The 18,047-nt window shown below is 72.3% G+C and carries 22 protein-coding genes; 8 read left to right on the top strand and 14 right to left on the bottom strand.

Annotated elements, in window-relative coordinates; genetic code table 11:
* Positions 1–4: 4 nt before the first annotated feature.
* Positions 5–670 (top strand): pentapeptide repeat-containing protein, encoded by a 666-nt coding sequence (locus AB0J76_RS28335; protein WP_352319921.1) that lies wholly within the window; start codon positions 5–7, stop codon positions 668–670.
* 48 nt (positions 671–718) lie between these two features.
* On the opposite strand, the gene AB0J76_RS28340 is transcribed toward AB0J76_RS28335, so the two are convergent.
* Genes AB0J76_RS28340 through AB0J76_RS28355 form a run of 4 tightly spaced genes read right to left on the bottom strand, consistent with a single transcriptional unit; the run spans position 719 to position 3,960 of the window.
* Positions 719–1,741 (bottom strand): nitronate monooxygenase, encoded by a 1,023-nt coding sequence (locus AB0J76_RS28340; protein ID WP_352319919.1) that lies wholly within the window; start codon positions 1,739–1,741, stop codon positions 719–721.
* On the bottom strand, positions 1,738–2,472 hold the full coding sequence (locus AB0J76_RS28345) for a CoA-transferase (protein ID WP_352319917.1): 735 nt from the start codon (positions 2,470–2,472) through the stop codon (positions 1,738–1,740). Before AB0J76_RS28345 ends, AB0J76_RS28340 begins: the two co-directional genes overlap by 4 nt.
* Positions 2,459–3,235: a CoA-transferase gene (locus AB0J76_RS28350; protein WP_352319916.1), complete on the bottom strand. Its 777-nt coding sequence runs from the start codon at positions 3,233–3,235 to the stop codon at positions 2,459–2,461. The genes AB0J76_RS28345 and AB0J76_RS28350 overlap by 14 nt, the downstream gene beginning before the upstream one ends.
* Positions 3,232–3,960, bottom strand: a complete 729-nt coding sequence (locus tag AB0J76_RS28355; protein WP_352319914.1) for an enoyl-CoA hydratase family protein — start codon at positions 3,958–3,960, stop codon at positions 3,232–3,234. The genes AB0J76_RS28350 and AB0J76_RS28355 overlap by 4 nt, the downstream gene beginning before the upstream one ends.
* Before the next feature lie 46 nt (positions 3,961–4,006).
* On the opposite strand from AB0J76_RS28355, the gene AB0J76_RS28360 reads away from it, so the two are divergent.
* Both AB0J76_RS28360 and AB0J76_RS28365 read left to right on the top strand, forming a co-directional pair.
* Positions 4,007–4,735, top strand: coding sequence for an SDR family oxidoreductase (locus tag AB0J76_RS28360; protein WP_352319912.1), 729 nt, complete (start codon positions 4,007–4,009; stop codon positions 4,733–4,735).
* A 29-nt stretch (positions 4,736–4,764) separates the two neighbouring features.
* The gene (locus tag AB0J76_RS28365; RefSeq protein ID WP_352319910.1) at positions 4,765–5,673 is read left to right on the top strand and encodes an SDR family oxidoreductase; all 909 of its coding nucleotides are present in this window, start codon (positions 4,765–4,767) and stop codon (positions 5,671–5,673) included.
* Positions 5,674–5,683: 10 nt separating this feature from the next.
* On the opposite strand, the gene AB0J76_RS28370 is transcribed toward AB0J76_RS28365, so the two are convergent.
* From AB0J76_RS28370 to AB0J76_RS28380, 3 genes are read right to left on the bottom strand one after another with little or no spacing between them, the layout of a single operon-like run.
* Entirely contained in the window at positions 5,684–6,754 is a 1,071-nt protein-coding gene (locus AB0J76_RS28370; RefSeq protein WP_352319908.1) for a hypothetical protein, read from the bottom strand.
* Positions 6,751–7,239, bottom strand: coding sequence for a SigE family RNA polymerase sigma factor (locus AB0J76_RS28375; RefSeq protein WP_352319906.1), 489 nt, complete (start codon positions 7,237–7,239; stop codon positions 6,751–6,753). The genes AB0J76_RS28370 and AB0J76_RS28375 overlap by 4 nt, the downstream gene beginning before the upstream one ends.
* A 45-nt stretch (positions 7,240–7,284) precedes the next feature.
* Positions 7,285–7,938 carry an NIPSNAP family protein gene (locus tag AB0J76_RS28380; RefSeq protein ID WP_352319904.1) on the bottom strand — a complete coding sequence of 218 codons (654 nt, stop codon included), beginning with the start codon at positions 7,936–7,938 and terminating at the stop codon, positions 7,285–7,287.
* A gap of 215 nt (positions 7,939–8,153) precedes the next feature.
* Between AB0J76_RS28380 and AB0J76_RS28385 the strand changes: the two genes are divergently transcribed.
* The 3 genes from AB0J76_RS28385 to AB0J76_RS28395 all read left to right on the top strand — a co-directional run bounded on the left by AB0J76_RS28385 (position 8,154) and on the right by AB0J76_RS28395 (position 9,607).
* Positions 8,154–8,411 carry a hypothetical protein gene (locus AB0J76_RS28385; RefSeq protein ID WP_352319902.1) on the top strand — a complete coding sequence of 86 codons (258 nt, stop codon included), beginning with the start codon at positions 8,154–8,156 and terminating at the stop codon, positions 8,409–8,411.
* A 32-nt stretch (positions 8,412–8,443) separates the two neighbouring features.
* On the top strand, positions 8,444–8,701 hold the full coding sequence (locus AB0J76_RS28390; protein WP_352319900.1) for a hypothetical protein: 258 nt from the start codon (positions 8,444–8,446) through the stop codon (positions 8,699–8,701).
* A 90-nt stretch (positions 8,702–8,791) separates the two neighbouring features.
* On the top strand, positions 8,792–9,607 hold the full coding sequence (locus AB0J76_RS28395) for a hypothetical protein (RefSeq protein WP_352319898.1): 816 nt from the start codon (positions 8,792–8,794) through the stop codon (positions 9,605–9,607).
* Here the strand turns inward: AB0J76_RS28395 and AB0J76_RS28400 are convergent, their stop codons facing one another.
* From AB0J76_RS28400 to AB0J76_RS28425, 6 genes are all read right to left on the bottom strand, one after another.
* On the bottom strand, positions 9,608–10,354 hold the full coding sequence (locus tag AB0J76_RS28400) for an SDR family oxidoreductase (protein WP_352319897.1): 747 nt from the start codon (positions 10,352–10,354) through the stop codon (positions 9,608–9,610).
* A gap of 34 nt (positions 10,355–10,388) precedes the next feature.
* A complete protein-coding gene (locus tag AB0J76_RS28405) occupies positions 10,389–11,594 on the bottom strand; it encodes a hypothetical protein (RefSeq protein ID WP_352319895.1) in 1,206 nt (401 codons plus the stop codon).
* A gap of 28 nt (positions 11,595–11,622) precedes the next feature.
* Complete coding sequence (locus tag AB0J76_RS28410) at positions 11,623–12,918, bottom strand: DUF2252 domain-containing protein (protein WP_352319893.1); 1,296 nt, start codon at positions 12,916–12,918, stop codon at positions 11,623–11,625.
* 63 nt (positions 12,919–12,981) lie between these two features.
* A complete protein-coding gene (locus tag AB0J76_RS28415; protein ID WP_352319891.1) occupies positions 12,982–13,755 on the bottom strand; it encodes an SDR family oxidoreductase in 774 nt (257 codons plus the stop codon).
* Positions 13,756–13,766: 11 nt separating this feature from the next.
* On the bottom strand, positions 13,767–14,888 hold the full coding sequence (locus AB0J76_RS28420; protein ID WP_352319889.1) for an acyl-CoA dehydrogenase family protein: 1,122 nt from the start codon (positions 14,886–14,888) through the stop codon (positions 13,767–13,769).
* The gene (locus AB0J76_RS28425) at positions 14,875–15,396 is read right to left on the bottom strand and encodes a flavin reductase family protein (RefSeq protein WP_352319982.1); all 522 of its coding nucleotides are present in this window, start codon (positions 15,394–15,396) and stop codon (positions 14,875–14,877) included. The genes AB0J76_RS28420 and AB0J76_RS28425 overlap by 14 nt, the downstream gene beginning before the upstream one ends.
* A gap of 286 nt (positions 15,397–15,682) precedes the next feature.
* On the opposite strand from AB0J76_RS28425, the gene AB0J76_RS28430 reads away from it, so the two are divergent.
* Both AB0J76_RS28430 and AB0J76_RS28435 read left to right on the top strand, forming a co-directional pair.
* The gene (locus AB0J76_RS28430; protein WP_352319981.1) at positions 15,683–16,843 is read left to right on the top strand and encodes an acetyl-CoA acetyltransferase; all 1,161 of its coding nucleotides are present in this window, start codon (positions 15,683–15,685) and stop codon (positions 16,841–16,843) included.
* Positions 16,844–16,846: 3 nt separating this feature from the next.
* Positions 16,847–17,290, top strand: coding sequence for an OB-fold domain-containing protein (locus AB0J76_RS28435; RefSeq protein ID WP_352319887.1), 444 nt, complete (start codon positions 16,847–16,849; stop codon positions 17,288–17,290).
* 377 nt (positions 17,291–17,667) lie between these two features.
* On the opposite strand, the gene AB0J76_RS28440 is transcribed toward AB0J76_RS28435, so the two are convergent.
* Positions 17,668–17,991 carry a hypothetical protein gene (locus AB0J76_RS28440; RefSeq protein ID WP_352319885.1) on the bottom strand — a complete coding sequence of 108 codons (324 nt, stop codon included), beginning with the start codon at positions 17,989–17,991 and terminating at the stop codon, positions 17,668–17,670.
* Positions 17,992–18,047: the final 56 nt, after the last annotated feature.

Here is an 18,047-nt window from a genome sequence, read left to right on the forward strand (position 1 = left end):
CACCGTGATCCTCGACGGCGAAGACCTCTCCCACAGCCGCCCCGCCCTCCACGACGACGGGCCGCACGTCTTCCGCGACTGCGACCTGACAGAGGCCGACCTGTCCGGAGCCGCGCTGGCCGGCGCCCGCTTCGAGTCCTGCGTGCTCGACGGCGCCGACCTGCGCAAGGCCGACCTCGACGGCGCGGTCTTCGCGGGCGGCGGCGGCATGCGGCCGAGGTTCAACGACGCCGACCTGATCGACGCGACCTTCACCGACGTCGACCTGTCCTCGGCCCAGTTCGGCGGCGCCCTGCTCACCGACGCCTCCTTCCAGGGCTGCCGCATGATCGGCGCCGCGCTCACGGCCTCGCGCGGCACCGGCTTCAAGGTCGCGCGGTGCAACCTGACGCTGGCCAACCTCGGCGGCTGCTCGCTGCGCGGCGAGTTCATCGAGGGCGTGCGCTTCGACGACGCCGACCTGTCGGGCTGCGACTTCACCGAGGCCACCTTCAGCGACTGCCGGCTCATCGGCACGCGACTGCTCAACACCACCTTCGCCAAGGCCGACCTGCGCGGCGCCGACCTCGGGCAGCCCGACGACGCCAAGCTGCGCGCCTTCGCCGGCGCGATCATCAACCAGACCCAGGCCAACGCCATCCTGCTGGCCAGGGGCATCACCGTCGTGTGAGCCAGACGCGCCGCGGATCAGACCAGCACGGATCAGGCGCCGTGCGGGTCAGGGCAGGCGCTTGAGCACCGCCTCGGCCTCGGCCATCACCCGGCCGATCAGCTCGGCGCACGACGGCAGGTCCTCGATCACGCCCACCACCTGGCCGGAGGCCATCACCCCGAGGTCGGCCCGGCCGTCCACCATCGCCGCGCGCAGCAGCACCGGCGTGTTGGCCGCCTGGAGCACCTGCGCCCAGGTCAGCTCCCGGCCGCGGCGCATCCGGCGTCCCTCGCGGACCAGCGCGCCCCACGACAGGCCGGACAGCCGCCGGAACCGTGCGCCGTTCAGCACCGCGCGCAGCAGCCGCGACCGTTCCAGCGAGGCCACGAACGGGGTGCTGAGCACGCGGTGCGGCACGCCGTCCACCCTGGTCGTCACGACGGTCTCGCGGGCGGTCAGGTAGACGTCCTTGACCGTGTCCGGCACCGGGGACTCGCGGGTCAGCAGGAACCGGGTGCCCATGGCGATCCCGCACGCGCCGTAGGCCAGCGCGGCGACCAGGCCCCGGCCGTCGAAGAAGCCGCCCGCCGCGATCACCGGGATGTCGACCGCGTCCACGACCTGCGGCAGCAGCAGCGTGGTGGCCAGCGGGCCGGTGTGCCCGCCGCCCTCGCCGCCCTGCACGATCACCGCGTCCACGCCCCACGCGGCCACCTTCTCGGCGTGCCGGCGCGCCCCCACCGACGGGATGGTGACGACCCCCGCGTCCTTGAGCCGGGCGATCAGCTCGCGCCGGGGCGCCTGGGCGAACGACGCCACCCGCACGCCCTCCCTGATCATCACCTCCACCCGCTCGGCCGCGTCGTCGGCGTCGGAGCGGATGTTCACCCCGAAGGGAGCGTCGGTCCGCTCCTTGACCCGCCTGACCGCCGCCGTCATCTCGGGCACCGACATGGTGGCGGCGCCGATCACGCCCAGCCCGCCCGCCGCCGAGACGGCCGCGGCCAGTCGGGCGCCCGCGACGTACCCCATGCCGGTCTGGACGACGGGATGGCGGCAGCCGGTGAGCTCGGTCAGCGCCGTCCTCACCCGGCCACCTCGCGGTCGCGCGCCCGGCCGGGATCCAGCCGGTCCAGGACGGCCAGCTCGACCGCGTCCGGCTCCCGCGTCGTGGGCACCTGCGGCGGGACGACCAGGTCGAAGCCGGTGGCGGCCAGCACGTCGGCCACGCCCACCCCCGGATGCGTGGACACCAGGCGCATCGAGCCGTCGGGCGTGGCGAAGTCGAGCACCGCCAGGTCCGTCACCACCCGCCGCAGCTCGTACGCCCCCCGGTCGGTGCCCAGCCCGCTCACCATGTCCACCTCGGGCACGAACACCCGCCGCGAGTGCCGCGGGATCCAGTAGCTCGTCGGGTCGCACCGCGTGTTCCCCGGCGCCCCGCGCACCCCGAGGAGCTGGGCCTTGGGCCGGGCCCAGTCGCCGATGCAGGAGATGTTGCTGTTCCCGTGCCGGTCGATCTGGCTCGCGCCGAGCATCACGTGCCGGCGGCCGTTCAGCACCAGCCACAGGTGCTCCCGGAACGGCAGCCACCCCTCCACCACCCCGGGCGCCGCCCCCAGCGCGGGCACGTCGCCGGTGAGCAGGCAGACGCCGTCGGAGGTGAGCAGCTCGGGCTCGAACGTCAGCCGGGCCAGCCGCGCGGCCAGCACCGTGATCGCGCCGCCGATCCCGGCCGCCAGGATCTCCCCGTCGCCCCTGAACGCCTCCGCGCAGGCCAGCACACAAACGTCCGCCCTGCTCACCTCAGTTCTCGTCATCGACGCCGCCCTCCACGTACCGCCGCTGCCGTTCCTCGTCGCGCGGGTAGTCCGGCTCGCACGAGGTGAACCCGGCCCCGCCGGGCGCCTCGACCACGCCGGTCACCATCGACCGGCTGATCAGCAACGACTGCACCGGGCCCTCCTTCAGCAGGTCGGCGGTGTCCACCAGCCGCTCGCAGGACACGTAGCAGCGCGCGGCAGCCTTGGCGTACAGGTCGTCGAAGTACGGGTCGGGCCCGAGGTACTGGGCGTTCCCGCGGGCGTCGGCCCGGTTCAGGTGCACCAGCGCCACGTCCATGGTCAGGGCGGGCACCGCGACCAGCTCCTCCCCGTCCCCGTACGGCGAGCGCACGGTCCGCAGCTCCGGATTGACCCGCAGCACGCCGGACCCGAGCCCCGCCCGCGTCGGCAGGAACGGCAGCCGGTGCGCCGCCGCCAGCAGCCCGAACATGAACATGCCCTCGTCGTACTCGGTGAACTCGACCGCGCCCGCCTGCCTGGCCGCCCGGAAGTGCGGTTCGAGGGGGATGGAGTCGAGCGTGACGAACGGCGCCACGACCCTGCGCACCTTGCCCGCCGCGCACAACATGCCGACGTCCGGGCCGCCGTAGGAGACGACCGTCAGATCCCGGACGGACGTCCGCAGCAGGCCGCCCACCAGGGCCATGGGCTTGCGCCGCGAGCCCCAGCCGCCGATCCCGACCGTCATCCCGCTCTCCACCGAGGCCGCGACCTCCTCGACGGACATCACCTTGCTCATCGGAACCGCTCCCTGTGCTCGTCGCCCATGCCCATGAGGTTCAGCTCGAAGGTGAAGCCCTGCTCGAAGCGGTAGCTGCGCCGCACGTCCACCGGGTCGATGCCGTTCAGCGACTCCTTGGCGCGGCGGATGACGTACGGATCCTTGGCCGCGATCTGCCCGGCCACCTCCATCGCCGCCGCGCGCAGCTTGTCGCGCGGCACCACCTCCAGGACCGACCCGAACGCGCGCAGCTCGGCCGCCGTGACGTTCCGACACGTGTAGACCATGGCCCGCATGAGGTGCTGGGGCACCAGCCGGGCCAGGTGCGTGGCGGCCCCGAGCGCCCCGCGGTCCACCTCGGGCAGCCCGAAGTAGGCGTCCTCGCTGGCCACCACCACGTCGGCGTTGCCGGCCAGGCCGACGCCGCCGCCCAGGCAGTGTCCGTGCACGGCGGCGACCACCGGCACCTCGCACTCGTAGACGGCCGCGAACGCCTCGAAACACTGCCGGTTCGCCCCGACGAGCGCCGTGTGCCCGGCGTCGGCTTGCATCTCCTTGATGTCCACGCCGGCGTTGAACCCGCGGCCCTCGGCCCGCAGCACCACCACCCTGGTCGCCGGGTCGCGCCCGGCCGCGCGCACCGCCGCCGCCAGGTCGGCCCAGCCCTGGACGGTCAACGCGTTCACCGGCGGCACGTCCACCACGACCTCGGCGACCGGCCCGTCCCGCAGTGTGATCCCCATCGCGCTCCCTGGTCGCACCTAACGCTTGCTTGGTACGGTAGCACCCGTGACGGTCACTTACGACTACACGGGCAGGTCCGTGCTGGTGACGGGCGGCACCCAGGGCATCGGCGCGGGCATCGCCAGGGCCTTCCGCGCGGCCGGCGCCGACGTGACGGTCTGCGCCAGGAAGGATCCCGGCCCGCTGGACGGACTCCGCTTCGTCCAGGCCGACGTGCGCGTCCCGGCGGACGTCGAACGGCTGGTCGCCGGGTTCGACCGCCTGGACGTGCTGGTCAACAACGCCGGCGGCTCGCCGCCCGCCCCCGTGTCGGGCACCTCGCCGCGCCTGCACGCCCGCGTCATCGAGCTCAACCTGACCGCCCCCCTGCTGGTCTCCCAGCGGGCCCACCCGCTGCTGGCGGCCGCCCGCGGGGCGATCGTGATGATCGGCAGCGTCAGCGGCGCCCGTCCCTCGCCCGGCACAGCCGCGTACGGCGCCGCCAAGGCGGGCCTGCACCACCTGGCCCGCTGCCTGGCCGCCGAATGGGCCCCCGAGGTCAGAGTCAACTCGGTGGTGGTCGGCCTGGCCGACACCACGGCGGCCGAGCGGTACACCGGACAGGGCCGGGCGGACGCCACCATCCCCGCGGGCCGCCCGGCCACGCCCGCCGACGTGGCCGCGGCGTGCCTGTGGCTGGCCGCCCCCGGCTACGTCACCGGCGCCGAGGTACGGGTGGACGGCGGCGGCGAGATCCCCGCCTGGCAACACCTGGCTTCTGACGATATTTCCTGATATCTGTGCATGATCCCTTGGGAGGTCTTGTGGGCATTTGCGCTGGCCGCGTGGTGATCGTGACAGGCGCCGGACGCGGCATCGGCAGGCAGCACGCCCTGGAGTTCGCCCGGCAGGGCGTCCGCGTCGTGGTGAACGACCTCGGCACCGCCCGCGACGGCGGCGGCGCGTCCGCCGGCCCGGCCCACGAGGTCGTCGCCGAGATCGAGGCCCTCGGCGGCCGGGCGGTGGCCAACTGCGACGACGTGTCCGACTGGGCCGGCGCCGCCCGGCTGGTCAAGACCGCCGTCAGCGCGTACGGCCGGCTGGACGTCCTGGTCAACAACGCCGGCTTCCTGCGCGACCGCATGCTGGTCTCGATGACCGAGCAGGACTGGGACGACGTCGTCCGCGTGCACCTCAAAGGCCACTTCCTGCCGCTGCGGCACGCGGCCGCGTACTGGCGGGAGCGCTCGAAGGCGGGCGAGGAGGTGTCCGGCAGGGTGGTCAACACCTCCTCGGGCGCGGGCCTGCTGGGCAGCGTCGGCCAGGCAGGCTACTCGGCGGCCAAGGCCGGGATCGCCGCGCTCACCCAGGTCGCCGCCGCCGAGCTGGCCCGCTACGGCGTCACCGTCAACGCCATCGCGCCGGCCGCCCGCACCCGGATGACCGAGGAGGTGTTCGCGGCGACCATGGCCAGGCCGCAGGACGGGTTCGACCCCATGGACCCGGCGAACGTCGCCCCGCTCGTGGTCTGGCTCGGCTCGGCGGCCTCCGCGCACGTGACGGGCCGGGTCTTCGAGGTCGAGGGCGGCACGATCGCGCTCGCCACCGGCTGGCGCCACGGCCCCGCCGTGGACCGGGGCGCCCGGTGGTCGCCGGAGGAGGTGGGGGAGGCCGTCGCCACGCTCCTGGAGGCCGCGCCCGCCCCCGAACCGGTCTACGGCGCGGCCCCCTGACCCCCGCCGGCTAGCGGACCAGTCCGGGCACGGACGACTGGCCGTCCCCCCGCAGCGCGAACAGCTCGGTGGCACGTCCCGAGTCCACGTCCACCGCGTAGACCACGGCGGTGGCGCGGGGGTCGTCGTCCGGATAGGCCAGCATCGTCACCTCACGGGCGGACGTCCAGCCGCCCAGTTTGGCCGGCCGCAGCCCCGCGGCGAGCCCGGCCGGCCTGACCCGGCGCTCCGCGCCTCCCGTGACGTCGAAGACGACGATCGTGCCGTCGCGCCGCACCATGGGCTCGCGGTTCCGGTCGAGGGTCGTGCCGACGCGGGCGATCGTGCGGCCGTCCGGGGCCAGGGCGCTGAAGTCGTAGGTGTGCTCCGGGACCGTCAGCGGGTCGCGGCCGGACACCCACAACGACGTGGTGTCCCCCTTGGCCCTGGCCAGCACGACCGGGCCCGTCCCGTCGGCCACGCTCACCGGCCACGAGCCCTTCGGCAGCGAGGCCGACGTGCCGGCCCGCACGTCCACGAGCCGGGGCGCGCCCGTCGCCGACACCGCGAACCGCAGGCCGCCGGGGGAGAGCCGCAGCGCGTACTCGCCGGCGAAGTCCCGGTCGTCCTGCTTCAGCGGCGACGTCCACACCTGGCCGCCGGCCAGGTCCCGGACGACGATCGCGCGCTTGCCAGGGCTGTAGTAGGCGATCCGGCGCCCGTCGGCCGTCGCCTCGACCGGCCCGTTCCGCGGCCCGTCGGTCAGCTCGTACGTGGCGCCGTCCCGGGTGACCAGCCGCCACCGGCACGCCGGACCGTCGGTGCGGCACATCGGCCGGTAGAACTGCTCGACCGGCGCGACCCCCTTGGCGGGCAGCGGAGGGGCGGTGGCCGCCGGCGGCGTGAGCACGATCGGCGGCGCCGGACGCGCCTGCTGCAGCAGCACGGCGCCGCCGCCCCCGACCACGCAGAGCGCCGCCGCGACGCTCACCGCCAGCCGGGTCGCGCGCCTGCGCCGGGCGCGCAGGACGGCCCGCGCCCCCAGGTCGACGACCGGCGCCTGCTCGGCCAGCGCGTGCAGGTCCTCGCGCAGCGTCTTCATCGGTACACCTCCGCGGGGGTCAGGGCGCGCAGCCTGGACAGCGCGTAGTGCGTCTGGCTCTTGACCGTGCCGAGCGAGACGCCCATGAGCCGGGCGGTCTCGTGCTCGGTGCGGTCCTCGTAGAAGCGCAGCACGATCACCGCGCGCTGTTTCGGGGTGAGCCGGGCCAGCGCCTTGAGCAGGGTCAGGCGGCGCACGGTCGCCTCGTCGTGCGCGTGCCCGCCGATCTCCGGCAGCTCGGCGGCGGGCAGCTCGGGCCGTCTGCGCCGGCGCCAGGAGATGGTCTGGTTCACCAGCGCCCGGCGCGCGTACGCCTCGGGGTTGCCGTCCTTCGCGAGCTTGCCCCAATGCGAGGCGACACGGGTGAGGACGGTCTGCAACAGGTCCTCGGCGAGATGGGGGTCTCCGGTGAGCAGGTACGCGGTCCGCATCAGCGACTGCTGACGGGCGCGGACGAACTCGTGGAACCCCTCGTAGCGGTCCATGTAGGAAATCAACTCCGCCGAGGGCCCGAGGGTTGGAAGAAGTCGTCAGCGCATCGACGACCGGGCGGTGGGACGCAGGCGCAGCCGCACCGGCGGGGCGGTCAGGCGGGCGTCCAGCATGGGCAGGTCCGCCTGGCGCTCGACCTCCGGCCGGGCGAACCGGGTGAACCACACGAACACGTTCTCCCCGGTCCGGACGGGCAGGCGGGGGAAGGTGTTCTCGGCGTGCTCGCTCTCCAGGCAGCCGACCGGCGGCGTCCCGGCCTCGGCCAGCGCGGGCGCGACCTGCCCGGCGAAGAACTCGGCGAAGCCCTCCCCGACGTGGCAGATGGTGGCGACGTACAGGGCGGCGGGGAGCTCGGCCGCACCCGCGGGGGGCCGTTCCCAGGAGGGCAGCTCCGGGCCGGACGGGCGGAGCAGCAGCACGTCGTCGGAGTCGATCATGGTGGCGTTGGCGGCGTCGCGGTGCGCCCGCCAGACCGGGCCGTCGTAGAAGCCCTCCAGTGCCGCCCGGCGCGCCTCCATGTCGGGGAAGGCGCGCAGCCAGGTGAAGGTGTCGGGCGCGTCCGGATCGCGGAAGGTGCCCGCGACGCGCATGCCGACCGCCTCCTGCGGCTCGACGAACTCGCGCTCGAACAGCGTGATCAGGGTGTCGCGCCGTCCGGGGTGAAGGGTGTACCGCCGTAGTTCGTAGATCATGGCCGGACGCTAGGGCGGGGTCACTGCCATCTCGTGTCAGGGTAGGCGGCGAACAATGTTCTGATAACTCTCTGCTACCGATTGGCAACGCAGAGTTATATAGTCGCATTGACCTTGATCCCAATGGGTCACAGAAGGTCAAAAAGAGGGCGGCGGCTGCCCAGGGCCCTGGCTCCCGCCTCCTCGCAGGGGTCCACACCGGTGAAGGAGCAGAAGTGATCAAAAGGCTGTGCGCCGCAGGGGCCGTGCTGGCCGCGGCCGCCGGCGTCGCCATGGCGGCCGTTCCCGCCCACGCTGACACCTGGTCCGACAACTGGAGCAGCAACAGCGACTCGTCGCAGTCGGGCAACAACTTCGGCGACGTCTCCGCGGCCAACCGTGGTGGCTGGGACTCGACCAACGTCAACAACATCAACGGCGTCGCGACCACCGCCACCGACGGCGGCATCGCGGTGACCTACATCTTCTACTGACCTCCGTACAGCTCCGAGGAAGGGACATCGACATGATGAAGAAGCTCTGCGTGACCTCCGGCGCCGTCGCCGCGGCCGCCGCCCTGACGCTCCTGTCCGCCCCGGCCCACGCCGACGTCACCGCGGGCAACTCCAGCTCCAACCACGACACCTCCCAGTCGGGCAACAACTTCGGCAACGTCGTGAACGTCAACGTGAGCGGCACCGACGCCACCAGCGTCAACAACGTCAACGGCAACGCCACGACCGCCACCGACGACAGCCACGCCGGCACCAGCGTCGACTCCTAGCCAGGCCCGGGGGCGCCCTCCGGCGCGGAGAGGGCGTCCCCGTGCGGGCCGGGTCGAGGCGGCCCGGCCCGCCCCCACTACCATCCCTGGATGACGAACTGTGCATATGTCACCTTTGATGACCCAACCGGCCTGGACGACGAGCGTGACCTCGCGCTCTCCCACTGGCACGCCCACGGCATCGAGGGCCGCGCCGAACGCTGGGACGACCCCGCGGCCGACTGGAGCGCCTACGACGCCGTCGTGGTGCGATCGGCCTGGGACTACATCGACCGGCGCGCGGAGTTCCTGGCCTGGGCCCGCCGCGTCGAGTCCGTCACCAGGCTGCTCAACCCGGCCGTCGTCCTGGAGGGCAACACCGACAAGACGTACCTGAGAGACCTGGGCGTGCCGACCGTGCCGACCCACTGGTCCGCCCACGACCTGCCCGACTGGCCCGAGTACGTCGTCAAGCCCGCGATCTCCGCCGGAGCCCGCGACACGACCAGGACCACCGACCGCGACCGGGCGGCCGAACTGGCCGCCGCGCTCCAGGCCGCGGGGCGGCAGCCGATGGTCCAGCCCTACCTCGACATGGTGGAGTCGGAGGGCGAGACCTCCCTGCTGTACTTCAACGGCCGCCTCAGCCACGCCGTCCGCCGCCATCCGATGCTGAAGGCGGGGGCCACCCTCGACCACAACGCGCGGGCCGAGCTCCGCACCCCGGCCCCGGACCAGGTCGACCTGGCCGAGAAGGTGCTCGCAGCCATTCCCCACGCCCTTCTCTACGCCAGGATCGACCTGGTCCGGCTGTCCGACGGCACGCCGGTGGTCATCGAGCTGGAGCTGACCGAGCCGTACCTGTTCCTGCGCTACGCCCCGGACGCCCCGGCGAACTTCGCCAGGGCCCTGAAGGCGCTGGTCTGATCAGCAGGAGATCCCGCCGTCCACCGGGATGACCGTGCCCGTCAGGTACGACCCCGCCCGCGAGGACAGGAAGACGGCCGTGCCCGCCATGTCGTCGGGACGGCCGATCCGCCCCAGGGGCACGTTCGAGGCGATGGCGGCGCGGGTGGCGGGGTCGTCCAGGGCGAAGGCCATCATCTTGGAGTCGAACGGCCCGGGGGCGATGGCGTTGACCGTGATGTGCTCCTTGGCCAGCTGCCTGGCCAGGTGGCGGGTCAGCATGTGCACGGCCGCCTTGGTGGAGGAGTAGGCGTAGCTCTCCAGGGCGGGCACCCGGATGCCGTCGATCGAACCCACGTTGATCACCCGGGCCGGGTCGTCCGGGCCGGCCGCCTCGCGCAGGTTCGGCAGGAACTTCTGGGTCAGGTAGAAGACGCCCTTGACGTTGATGTCCCAGAGCTTGTCGAAGGCGTGCTCCGGATACTCCTCCAGAGGCGCGCCCCAGGTGGCGCCGGCGTTGTTGACCAGCACGTGCAGCGGGCCGCCCACCGCCGTGACCAGCGTGTCCACCCCCTCGGGCGTGGACAGGTCGGCCTGGACGGCCGTGCACCCCAGCTCGGCGGCGGTCTTGTCGACCTCCGCCGCCTTGCGTGCCGATATGACGACGGTCGCGCCGGCCGCCACGAACCCGGCGGCGATCATGCGGCCGATGCCGCGCGAACCGCCGGTGACGACGACCGTCTTGCCTTCCACCGAGAACAGACTCATGTTCCGGAAGCATGCCATACCGACTGGTCGGTTACTAGCTGCCCTCGTCCTTCACCCAGAGTCGCAGCAGCCCCCGGAAGTGCTCGGTGAACCGCTCGCGCTCGGCCGCCGGGTACGTGGCCGCCACCGTGTCGACCAGCAACCGGTCGAACTCCGGCCCGTCCACCCACTCCAGGACGATCTCGTCGAGGTGCGCCAGATGCGTGCGGCAGAACTCCTCGTACCGGTCCACCTCGAAGTAGCGGTCGGCCAGCTTGCGGTACTGGGCCAGCCGTTCCCCGTAGTCGCCGGTGACCTCGAAGTAGTCGTGCGTCTCCAGGTCGATGCGCGGCCGGCGGCGGGTGGCCACGCAGAACACGCTCCACTTCACCAGCGCCTTGATCGCCCACGGGAAGTAGTAGTGCAGGCTGGTCAGCGCCACGTCGGGGCAGGCGTTGGCGTAGTCGATCGGGTGCACGTCGGCGCCCTTGACCAGCGTCTCGCAGGAGTTGAACTCCCAGCGGAAGAACGCGTTCACCAGCCGCCCGACGGTGACGACCTCCTCGCCCACGGACGGCGAGAGGAACTCGTGGTCCACGGCGTACCTCGCGTGCATCGGCTCGTCGGGGCGGAAGCGCATGACCATGGTCTCCGCGCCGATCGACAACGACCTGGCGAAGGCGTCGTACCCCTCGACGGACTGCTGGAGGTGCATGAGCATCGCGCCGCTCTCGTCGTAGGCGCGGTGCAGCTCGTCGCGGTCGCGGACGCGGGAGACGCCCCGCCAGGCGCCGCCGTCGTAGGGCTTCATGAACAGCGGATAGCCGATGCGCTCGGCGACCGCGTCGAGGTCGAAGGCCCGGTTGTAGCGCTCGGCGGTGTAGGCGTACCGGGAGTTGTCCACCGGGTTCTTGTACGGCACCAGCACCGTCTCCGGCACCTTGAGCCCGAGCCGCATCATCGCGCAGTAGGCCGCGTGCTTCTCCATCGACTGGAACGTGAACGGGCTGTTCAGCAGATAGACGTCGTCCATCATGGCGATCTTCTTCAGCCACTCGCGGGGGTGGTAGTACCAGTACGCCAGCCGGTCGATCACCAGCTCGTGACGTGGCTTGGCGCGCAGGTCGAACGGCTCGATCGTGATGCGCTCGACGTCGAACTCGCCCACCCCCTTGATCGGCCCCACCCGGCGTAACACGGTCTCGAACGCCGCCGGCCAGTCCTCCTCGGTCCCCAGCAGCAGCCCAATGAGATGACGCACGATGCTCCTCCGCGGCCGCCGCGAGGGCTCACAGGCCGGGCAGGCGACCGTTCCTGAACAGGTCGACGAACCGTTGATGGTCTTCACGGGCCTGTGCCCCATATCGGTGGGCGAAATCCACCAGCATGCCGATAAATCCGGATTGATCGCCGTCGATGACCGCCACGATCGCCTCCTCCGTCGAGAAGTCCACCAGGTCGTGGCTGGACTCGTCGTCGGCCACCGAGTGCATGCGCGCCACCGCCCGTCCCAGGTCGCGCATGATGGAACGCAGCTCGTCGGGCTCGTTGACGTCGTCCCAGTCGAGGTCGGCCGAGTACGGCGACACCTCGGCCACGAGCTGGCCCACCCCGTCGAGCGAGGCGTACCCGAGCCAGGGGTCGGCGTAGGCCTGCAGCGCCCGCTGCGACTCGGCCGTGCGGTGGCCCTGGTGCAGGAAGTAGGAGGCCGCCTTCTCGTTGTCGACGTACCGGGCCACGGCCGGCGCCTGGGCCTGCTTCATGTAGAGGATGACGTCGTTCTCCAGCGCCTGCGAACGCCCCTCCAGCAGCAGGTTGTACGACGGCAGCCCCGCCGACCCGATGCCCACGCCCTTGCGCAGCGCCACGTCCTTGACGACGTGCTCGACCGGGCTGGACGGCGTGGGCAGCGTCCCGAGGTAGCCCTCGAACGCCGCCAGCACCTTCTCCCGGGTCGCGGCGTCGACCTCCTCCCGGCCGTCCATGAGGGCGAAGCGCCGGTCGTAGTCGTCGATCACGGTCTCCACGTCGAGCATCGCCACCCGCGTGCTGAGCCGCGCCGTCTGCAGCACCCGGTGCAGCACGCCGCCGGTGGTCTCCAGGGTGAGCGAGCCGATGGCGTCGTCGCCGCCGGTCGCGATGCCGTGCAGCTCGGTCAGGTACGCCCGCGCGAACTCGGTCACCAGCACGCTGATCGTCTCGTCCGACAGCGCCTTGGCGTAGCCGATCAGCGCCACGCTGGCGGCGAAGCGCTTGAGGTCCCAGACGTAGGGGCCGACGTAGGCCTCGTCGAAGTCGTTGACGTTGAAGACCAGCACCCCGGAGGCGTTCATGTACGTGCCGAAGTTCTCGGCGTGCAGGTCGCCGTGGATCCAGACCCGGCCCGTGGGCTCGTCGAGGTAGGAGCCGTCGGCGAAGTCGCCGGTCAGGTCGGCGTAGAACAGGCCGGCGCTGCCCCGGTAGAAGGCGAAGGGGGAGGCCGCCATCTTGCGGAACTTGCGCCGGAAGGCGGCCGGGTCGCGTTTGATCGACTCGCCGAACTCGCTGATCAGGACGTCGAGCAGGAAGGAGGAGCGTGTGCCCATGCAACGGACGGTAGCCCGCCCGATGCCCGCCGCCTACCCCGAATTCTCCCTGACAGGGCCAGGTCAGGGATGTTGCGAGGACACCGAGACGGTCTCGCCCGTCATGTACGAGGAGTAGTCGCTGGCCAGGAAGACGATCACGTTGGCCACCTCCCACGGCTCGGCCGACCGCCCGAACGCCTCCTTGGCGGCCAGCTCCGCCAGCAGCTCCTCGCTCGTCACCTTCGCCAGGAAGGGGTGCACGGCCAGTGACGGCGCCACCGCGTTCACCCGTACGCCGTGCTCGGCGACCTCCAGCGCGACGCACCTGGTCAGCGCCATCACCCCGGCCTTGGCCGCCGCGTAGTGCGCCTGCCCGCGCTGAGCCCGCCAGCCGACCACCGAGGCGTTGTTGACGATCACGCCCGAGCCCTGGCCGATCATGTGCCGGACCGCCGCCCTGGTGCACCGCATGGTGCCGTTGAGGGTGACGTCGAGGACCGTGTGCCACTGCTCGTCGGTCATCTCGGCCAGCGGGGCCGTACCGCCGAGGCCGGCGTTGTTGATCACCACGTCGAGCCGGCCGTGCGCCTCCACCACCGCGTCGAACAGCGCCAGCACCTGCGGCTCCGACGTCACGTCGCACGGGACCGCCAGGGGCTTGACGCCGGTCAGCTCGGTCAGCGCGTCGGCGGCGGCGGCCAGGCGGCGCTCGTGCCGGTCGGACAGGACGATCGTCGCCCCCTCCTCGGCGCAGCGCCTGGCGGTGGCGTAGCCGATGCCCGCGCCCGCGGCGGCGGTCACCAGCGTGACCTTGCCGTCGAGCAGACCGTGCGACTTCGGATAGGGCGGTGCCATCCGTGCTCCAATCAGCGGGGGAGTCCAAGAGTGCGCTCGGCGATGATGTTCCGCTGGATCTCACTCGACCCGGCATAGATCGTGTCCGCCCGGCTGAACAAATACAAGCGCTGCAGGTCGTTCAGCCCGCCCGCCGCCACGAGCCCGGCCTTCCCCTGCACCTCCTGCGCCAGCTCGCCCAGCCGGCGATGCCACTCCGACCAGTAGAGCTTGGCGATCGACGCCTCCGGACCCGGGCTCGGGCCCAGCATCCGCAGGGCGTTCAGCCGCATGATCTCCAGCTCCAGCCACGACCGCACGAGCCGGTCGCGCAGCACCGGGTCCTCGGCCGCCCCCGTCCGCCGGGCGGTCGCGATCACCTCGGCCAGCTCCCGCCGGAACCCGATCTGCTGCCCCAGCGTGGACGCGCCGCGCTCGTGGCCCAGCGTGGCCATGGCCACCCGCCAGCCGTCGCCCGGCGCCCCGAGCAGGTTCCCCGCCGCCGTGCGGGCGCCGTCGAAGAACACCTCGTTGAACTCGGAGGTGCCGGTGAGCTGCCTGATCGGACGCACGGTGACGCCCGGCCCGCCCATCGGCACCAGCAGGTACGACAGCCCGCGATGCCGCTGCGAGCCCTCCTCGGTCCGGCACAGGACGAAACACCAGTCGGCGACGTGGGCCAGCGACGTCCAGACCTTCTGCCCGGTGATCACCCATTCGTCGCCTTCGAGCCGCGCCCTGGTCTGGACGTTGGCCAGGTCGGACCCGGCCTCGGGCTCGGAGTAGCCCTGGCACCACAGCTCCTCGCCCCGCTGGATCGGCGGGAGGAACCGGTCCTTCTGCTCGTCGGTGCCGAACTCCAGGATGGTCGGGCCGATCAGCCCCTCGCCGATCAGGCCGACCCGGGCGGGGGCGCCGGCCCTGGCGTACTCCTCGTAGAAGGCGACCTGGTCGTCGAGGGAGGCGGCCCGGCCGCCGTACCGCTCGGGCCAGCTCAGGCAGGTCCACCCCGCCTGGCCGAGCCGGCGTTCCCAGGCCAGGCGCAGGTCGTGCCCCTCGTGCTCCCTGCCGGGCCCGCCGAGGCCGCGGACGTGCGCGAACTCGCCGGACAGGCTCTCCTCCAGCCAGGCGCGGGCCTGCTCACGAAGGCTCAACAAAGCCCCCGTAGCCGCCCTGGAAGAAGACCAGGGGGCCGCCGTCGGCGTGCGTGTCGAGCTGCAGCACCCGGGCCACCACGATCATGTGGTCGCCGGCCGGGTGCTCGGCCTCGATCACGCAGTCGAGCCAGGCCAGCGCGCCTTCGAGCACCGGGTTGCCGCCGGGGGAGCCGGTCCAGGCCAGGCCGGCGAACTTGTCGCCGCCCTTGGCCGCCATCTGCGCGCAGACCGGCTGCTGGTGCTCGGCCAGCACGTTGACGGTGACGACCTTCGCACCGCGCACCCGGGGCCAGCTCGTGCTGGTGTGGGCCACGCAGAAGGCCACCAGCGGCGGGTCGAGCGAGACGGAGGTGAAGGAGTTGGCCGCCAGGCCGCACGGCTGGTCGTTCGCCGGGTCGAGGGCGGTGATCGCCACCACGCCGGTCGCGAACCTGCCGAGGACCTGGCGGAACCGGCGGCCGTCGATGTGGCCGTTCCCGTTGTGCTGTGCTGGGCCGGGCGGCATGGCGGCTCCGTTACGAGTCCTGCTGCGCTGGTAGGGCGTCGGAAGGCCGCGACAGCCGTCCGGCGCGATGAGCCGGGCAGCGTGTGTGCTCATGGGGTCCGCCTCCTCGTCACCGACTGCGCCCATCATACATACCAAGCGCTTGCTTGGACACTAGGCTCGTTCCGGAAAGCCTGTCAAGCCGCCCGCAGCCCGCTGCGGCTGCCGCCCGCCTTCCGGCGGCCGGGTCGTTCGCGGTTGACATGGGGAAAAGGGTGGGCATAGCGTGATCTATGTGCCCAAGCGCTTGCTTGATTTTCGGGATGTGACCGCCATCGCGGGGATCGGCTACACCCCCTTCACCAAGAACTCGGGCGTCAGCACCCTCACCCTGGCCTGCCGGGCCGTCCTGGCCGCCCTCGACGACGCCGGCCTGCCCTCGGACGCCGTGGACGGCCTGGCCACCCACCGCGTCGGCGACTCGGCCCCGCCCTCCCTGGTGGCCCCCGCCCTCGGTCTGCCCGACCTCGCCTGGCACCTCGACCAGTTCGGCGGCGGCAGCGTCTCGCACGCCGTCGTCGGCCAGGCCGCCCTGGCCGTGGCCACCGGGATGGCCGAGACCGTCGTCTGCTACCGCGCGATCAACGCCCGTTCCGAGTTCCGCATGGGCGGCACTGGGCGTGGGGTGCCGGTCAGCCCCGAGGTCCAGTACCAGGCCCCGTACGGCTACGTCGCCCCGCCGCAGCAGTACGCCATGTACGCCCGCGCCCACATGCTGCGGTACGGCACCAGGCCCGAGCACTTCGGCCGCGTCGCGGTCACCCAGCGCGCCAACGCGGTCAAGAACCCGCGGGCCCTCATGCGCACCCCGATCACGCTGGAGGACTACCTGGCCGGCAGGTGGATCGCCGAGCCGTTCCGCCTCCTGGACTGCTGCCTGGAGACCGACGGCGCCTGCGCCCTCGTCGTCACCACCGCCGAACGCGCCCGCGACCTGCGCCGTCACCCCGTCCTGATCTCGGCGGCGGCCTGGGGCGGCGGCACGTCCCACCTGTCGGGCACGGGCCCGGCCGATCCCACGGTGACCGCGGCCGCCGCCCTGGCCCCGCGCCTGTACGCGCAGGCCGGCCTCGGGCCCGGCGACGTGGACGTGGCCGAGATCTACGACTGCTTCACCTACTCGGTGATCGTGCAGCTGGAGGACTACGGCTTCTGCGCCAAGGGCGAGGGCGGCCCGTACGTGGAGTCGGGCGCCACGGCCCCGGACGGCGAGCTGCCCGTGAACACCCACGGCGGCTTCCTGTCGGAGGGGTACGTGCACGGCGTCAACCACGTCGCCGAGGCGGTCGCCCAGCTCAGGGGCGAGGCCGGCGACCGGCAGGTGCCCGGCGCCGAGGTGGCGCTCTCGACCGCCCAGCCCGGCTACATCCTGCCCGCCACCTCCGCGCTGATCCTCAGGAGGTCGTGACCCATGCCCTACGGTCCCCGCCCCGAGCCCGACCGCGACTCCGCCGAGTGGTGGGAGCGCCTGGCGCGCGAGGGGTTCGCGGTGCAGCGCTGCGACGGCTGCGGCACCGCGCGCTTCCCGGCGCGGGCCTTCTGCCCGTCCTGCCGGGGCGAGGCGTGGCGGTGGCTGCCGGTGCCGGCCGAGGGCGTGGTCGAGAGCTGGATCGTCAACCGCCGGGCCTTCCTGCCGGGGGCGGGGGAGCCGTACGTCGTGGTGATGGTCCGGCTGGACGCCGTGCCCGGCTGCCTGGTGCACGGGAACTGGCGCGGCGCCGCGCCCGAGCCGCTGCCCGGCCAGCGCGTACGAGGGGTGCGCACGCGCGTCGACGACCGGCTGACCCTGCTCGACTGGGAGCCCCTGGACGGGGACGCGGATGCCCATTCGCCCGAGCGCACATCCTCCCGCTGATCGGTCCAGATCCGGACTTTCGATTCGTACCGGAAAATCCCACCAGTCCCACCATTGCGAAGGTGCCTACAGGTTGGCCCGTGAGGGTTGATGATGAAGCTGAGGCGTCAACCATGGAGGCGACCCGGACGTGGCGGCGTACGTGTGCGGTAGCGACTCGGCGACAGACGTGACACCGAGGTCACGACCGCTGACCCCTGCCGCCGGCCCGGGCCCGCGTCGGACGGCGCGCAGCCCTCCGGGCACGGGGGCGGTACGGCGGCGCAAGACAGGTCCCTCTCGGAGGAAGGCGCGTCCTGGCGGGCGTGGGGGACCCGCCAGGACGCGCTTCCTGCCCCGTGCGCGGCGACGCCAGGACTCCGGCGAGGGATGGAGTCCTAGGCCGCGAGTTCGCGCACGGAGTCGGTGGGGGTGTGCGAAGGCACGTGCCGCCGGTGACGAACGGTGCTGCGTCGAGCCGCACCGACAGGGTCATCGATGGGGTGCGTGACGGGGGCGCCACCCTCCTCGTTCCAGACAAAGGATCCGTCTATGCACCACACGGTCAGTTCGGTCGACACCGAGAGCACGGACAATGCCTTTTCGTTGCTCTGGTGCTTGTGGGAGAACCCGTCGCGGCGCAACGCGTAACGCAGTAAACGAGTTGCTTCGCGGGGGTCCTGCCAGGGCAGGAACGGCGTGTCCGAGTGAACCGGCAACACTTGGCCTCCACCCCCTCACCGGCCTTTAGATGGATTTGTACCAACGAATGGATGAT

The sequence above is a fragment of the Nonomuraea sp. NPDC049624 genome, from assembly GCF_040675255.1.
In the GTDB taxonomy this organism is placed as follows: Bacteria; Actinomycetota; Actinomycetes; order Streptosporangiales; family Streptosporangiaceae; genus Nonomuraea.